Raw genomic sequence first — 515 nt, forward strand, 5'->3', positions numbered from 1 at the left:
CGCGAAGCGACCGGCGGTGGCGCCGGCCGCCCACGCCCCGATGTGCGGGCTGCCGAGCAGGCGGAAGTCGCCGCGGTCCAGGGCGGCGGTGCTCTCGGCGAGCACCTGGAAGCAGAGTTCGAGGCCGCGTGGCGGCGCGGCCTCCGGATCGTGCCGGGCGACGTCCGAGAGACGCCGTACGACATCGTCGGTCAGCACCAGGTCGCCGCCGGACAGGACGGCCTCCTGGATCAGCTCACCGACGAACGCCCGTCGCGGACCGTCCGCCTCGTCACCGGGCCCGGTGCGCGCGTACGTGGGCTCCGCGCTGTACTCCGGAGGCAGACCGAGCCCGCGGTGCGCGTCGATCAACTCGCCCAACGGCACGGCGCAGGCGGTGCCGTACCGCTCGATGAAGCGGTCACGGTAGTCCCGCATGTACGCCAGCGTCGTCCACTCAGGGGTGATCGCCCAGATCGCGCCCGCGTACCGGCACACCTCACGCCCGACCTCCACCGGTAGGACGAACTCGCCGG

The 515-nt window shown here is 73.4% G+C and carries 1 protein-coding gene; it reads right to left on the reverse strand.

From position 1 onward, the window contains the following. The coding region (locus LPA54_RS36585) for a lantibiotic dehydratase (RefSeq protein ID WP_267487981.1) at nucleotides 1-515 on the reverse strand (515 nt) is incomplete at both ends.

The sequence above is a fragment of the Streptomyces sp. DH12 genome, assembly GCF_020873895.1.
Classification (GTDB): domain Bacteria; phylum Actinomycetota; class Actinomycetes; order Streptomycetales; family Streptomycetaceae; genus Streptomyces.